Source organism: Bariatricus sp. HCP28S3_A4, assembly GCF_052066395.1.
Classification (GTDB): Bacteria; Bacillota; Clostridia; order Lachnospirales; family Lachnospiraceae; genus Allocoprococcus.
The window spans coordinates 1-3,508 of the sequence record NZ_JBQHSE010000067.1 but is presented as its reverse complement, the minus strand read 5'-3'; the positions used below and the strand labels follow the sequence as shown (position 1 = coordinate 3,508).

General features: G+C 41.7%; 4 protein-coding genes and 2 pseudogenes. All 6 read left to right on the top strand.

The window, feature by feature from the left end; translation table 11 throughout:
• Positions 1-126: 126 nt before the first annotated feature.
• Positions 127-327 (top strand): annotated as a pseudogene (locus ACTNBF_RS16260) (tyrosine-type recombinase/integrase); the annotation flags it as partial.
• Positions 305-628 (top strand): plasmid mobilization protein, encoded by a 324-nt coding sequence (locus ACTNBF_RS16255; RefSeq protein WP_441089688.1) that lies wholly within the window; start codon positions 305-307, stop codon positions 626-628. The pseudogene ACTNBF_RS16260 and the gene ACTNBF_RS16255, both read left to right, overlap by 23 nt.
• Entirely contained in the window at positions 625-1,779 is a 1,155-nt protein-coding gene (locus ACTNBF_RS16250; RefSeq protein WP_441089687.1) for an AAA family ATPase, read from the top strand. The genes ACTNBF_RS16255 and ACTNBF_RS16250 overlap by 4 nt, the downstream gene beginning before the upstream one ends.
• A 91-nt stretch (positions 1,780-1,870) precedes the next feature.
• Positions 1,871-2,113: a complexin-2 gene (locus ACTNBF_RS16245; protein ID WP_441089686.1), complete on the top strand. Its 243-nt coding sequence runs from the start codon at positions 1,871-1,873 to the stop codon at positions 2,111-2,113.
• Between the two features lie 175 nt (positions 2,114-2,288).
• Positions 2,289-2,516, top strand: a complete 228-nt coding sequence (locus ACTNBF_RS16240; protein WP_441089685.1) for a DUF5348 domain-containing protein — start codon at positions 2,289-2,291, stop codon at positions 2,514-2,516.
• A 314-nt stretch (positions 2,517-2,830) separates the two neighbouring features.
• Positions 2,831-3,391: pseudogene (locus tag ACTNBF_RS16235) on the top strand (MobA/MobL family protein); the annotation flags it as partial.
• Between the last annotated feature and the right edge of the window lie 117 nt (positions 3,392-3,508).

Genomic DNA, 3,508 nt, shown 5'->3' with positions numbered 1-3,508 from the left:
GTCCGAAAGAAAGGATGAAAATAAAATCCAAACCTTTTCAGGTGTTATGTACCGCATTTCCTGCGCCATCTGCAAAAGGTTTGGATTTTATTTAAGTTTGGATATCGGAGAAAATCCAAACGTTTGGATTTTCTTCGACATTCACATGTATCGTTGCTGATTAACATGGGATTTTCGGCACTTGCGATTGCAGACCGTGTGGGACATGAGAGTATTGATATCACTTACCGATATGCTCATTTGTTCCCGACAAAACAGACAGAAATGGCTGAAAAGCTGGATATTGAAAGGATGGAAAAATCAAATGGAGAAGAATCTGGACAGTAAAGGAAGATGGAGAAACAAAATCGTAGCATTCCGGGTGTCACCGGAAGAGGCAGAGCAGATTGATATATGTGTCCGGTTGTCAGGACTCAGCAAACAGGACTATATCACGAAACGATTGACTGATCGGGAAATTGTGGTACAGGGAAATCCAAGAGTTTATAAAGCACTGAGAAACCAGATGGCAGAGATTTATGAAGAACTGAAACGTCTGAAAAGGTGCAGTGATGAAAATGAAGAGTTACTGAGTACCCTGAGACTGGTCGCAGAGACATTGAACGGACTGAAAGGGGAAAATGAATGACAGCAAAAGAAAAAATGACTGCTCCGATTGCATCTGTTGGCGCAGATGTGGAACAGCCATTACAAAATTTTAAAACCAACCAAAGTATAGCAGATTTGCCCGGCAAGGGCAATCTGCAAGCCACAAATAATGCGGAAAATACAATAAAATCAGCAAATAAAAAGAATCCAGACGATCTGGAAACCGTTTCCATGATGGAATTATATGACACCGCATATCCACCCAAATTGCCGATTGTAGATGGACTTCTGTATAACGGAACGTATCTGTTTGTGGGTTCACCAAAAATCGGGAAATCATTTTTCATGGCACAGATTGGGTATCACATCAGTAAAGGACTTCCATTGTGGGGATTTTCAGTCAGACAGGGAACAGTTCTCTACCTGGCATTGGAAGATGATTATGCAAGATTGCAGAAGCGATTATCACAGATGTTTGGAACGGAAGGCAGTGAGAAATTTTATTTTGCTACAAAATCCAAATCGCTCAATGACGGACTGGAAAGACAGCTTGTAACATTTGTGACAGAGCATAAAGACGCAAGGCTGATTATCATTGATACTCTTCAAAAAGTTCGTGAAGTTGGTGGAGATAAATTCAGTTACGCCAGTGATTATGAGATTGTAACGAAGCTGAAAGCGTTCAGTGACAAATATGGCATCTGCTTTCTGGTTGTGCATCATATGAGAAAAATGGAATCTTCCGATAGTTTTGATATGATTTCCGGCACGAATGGTCTGTTGGGAGCAGCAGACGGAGCATTTGTTATGCAGAAAGAAAAGCGTACAGATAATAAGGCAGTTCTGGAAGTGGCAGGGCGTGATCAGCAGGATCAGAAACTATGGTTGAACTTTAACCGGGAGAGATGTGTCTGGGAACTTACCAAGACGGAAACGGAACTCTGGAAAGAACCAGAAGATCCAGTGTTGGAAAAAATAAAAGAACTTGTAACAGAAACTACGCCAGAGTGGGTAGGAACAGCAACAGAGCTTGTGGAAGTATTGCAGGTGGAAATGCAGCCGAACGCATTATCAAGAAAATTAAATGTCAGCCTGGAACGTCTAATTCTGGAATATGGAATTCAGTATAAAACGGAACGGGGACACGATGGAAGAAAAATCAGATTAACCTCTGTCGGAAAACAAGCGTGACGATATGTGACGGTTGTGACGGTATTTTATATAGCGTGTCGGTAGTGAAAATATCGTCACCATCGTCACGACCGTCACGGAAAGGAGAAGCATGGAAAGAAAAGCACAGGTACAGATACCAAAAGATTTATTACTGGCATTGTTCCACTATCATCTTGCCGGAAATGAAGAATATCTACCGGAGATAGAAAAAGCATTGATGGAAAAATTAGACAGTATGGTAAAGCGTCAGTTATATACAACATTCAAAACAGCACCAACTGAGGAAGAACGGGAAAAGGCGAGACAGGAATATTTGGATAAGTGCGGAATGCATGAGGACTTTCGATGGTAAAAGTTCTGCTTGATTACCTAATGACAGGAGCGTGGCACGCACCTGTAGATAACAGACAAGGAGAAAGCCGGTAAGGTGCAGTCGGGAGTTGGATGGCGAAGCAAGGAGATTTTCAAAAGGGGGCCCTGATTCAGGGCGTCCTTGCGGAAATGATAAATGAAGGGAGAATGACACCATGAGACAAGGAAGATTAGGTTACAACAGTTATAAAAAAAGATATGGATTATTGTCATCAGACTTATGGATTGATCCAGGATTTCACTGTGGAGAATGCTTGGAAGTATTAGTAGATGATCAATGGGTAAAAACCAGAATGGAAATGAATCCGGCGAGAGAATGGTATCTGGTTGGAACACCGTATTGCGGAGATTTAGAGTATGTACGGGCAAGGATACCGGAATAAAGCAGACAGAAGAGTAATAGTCGGTTTGTTGTTAGTGAAAAAATAAGCCCGGATACGGGCAGAAAAAGAGGGCGGATACGCCCAAAATAAAAAGCCACCCCCCAGTTATGGCAGAGGAAGGAAGTATCTCACAAAGCCCTCGGCGTTTGAGAGCGAAATACACCCATCGCACAAACTTCGTTTATGCTCTGGGTATTTCGCCCTGCCGGGAGCTGTTCCGCCGACAGGCGGATAGTTCGTAAACGGATGCCGATGCATCCACTCACAAATGATATGGCAAAATTTATTTTGTCGAAGACAAGGAGGGAGTGCCTATCGGAAGAAATTCATTTATTCAAATGACAAAGCTAAGCAATGTGAAAGGCAGAATCACTTATATATCCAGTCACGCAAAACAGGAAAATCTCTATGCAGTTTATGAAACTACAGAACGGAAATTCTGGCGGGAACTTGCAAAATGTAATCAGGAAGAATTTGCAAAAAGCGGGACGGAGGGTAAATGCATTGAGGCAAGAGAACTGATTATTGCCTTGCCGGAGAGTTTTATAGAGTATCAGCCGGAAAGATTGTTGCAGCTTTTTACAAATCATTTCAAACAGAATTACGGAGCGGAGTGTATTGCTGCTTTGCACCACAATAAAAGAAAAACAAATTATCACATTCATCTGATTTTTGCAGAACGAAAGCTATTGGATGAACCAATCGTCAAGACTGCCAGTAGAAATATGTTCTATGCTGAAAATGGGAAACATGTTCGAACCAAGAAAGAGATACTGGGAGAAGATGGTGAGATAAGAGAAGGATGTCGCATTGTGAAAAAAGGCGAGGTCTATGAGAAAAAGCTGTTTACAGCGAAAGATGAACGATTTAAGAGTAATTTACTAAGACTTCCCATACCCAAAATGGGCTTCGTACCTTGAAAATTCAATATTTCAGCTAACAAAATAGCGATTTATGCTTTAGCTGCCCGCGAATCAAGTGCATTTTGCAGA

Excerpts from the sequence above, each read along its gene's own strand:
- ACTNBF_RS16245 (WP_441089686.1), top strand. The coding sequence starts at position 1,871 with ATGGAAAGAAAAGCACAGGTACAGATACCAAAAGATTTATTACTGGCA.
- ACTNBF_RS16240 (WP_441089685.1), top strand. The coding sequence starts at position 2,289 with ATGAGACAAGGAAGATTAGGTTACAACAGTTATAAAAAAAGATATGGA.
- ACTNBF_RS16250 (WP_441089687.1), top strand. The coding sequence starts at position 625 with ATGACAGCAAAAGAAAAAATGACTGCTCCGATTGCATCTGTTGGCGCA.
- ACTNBF_RS16255 (WP_441089688.1), top strand. The coding sequence starts at position 305 with ATGGAGAAGAATCTGGACAGTAAAGGAAGATGGAGAAACAAAATCGTA.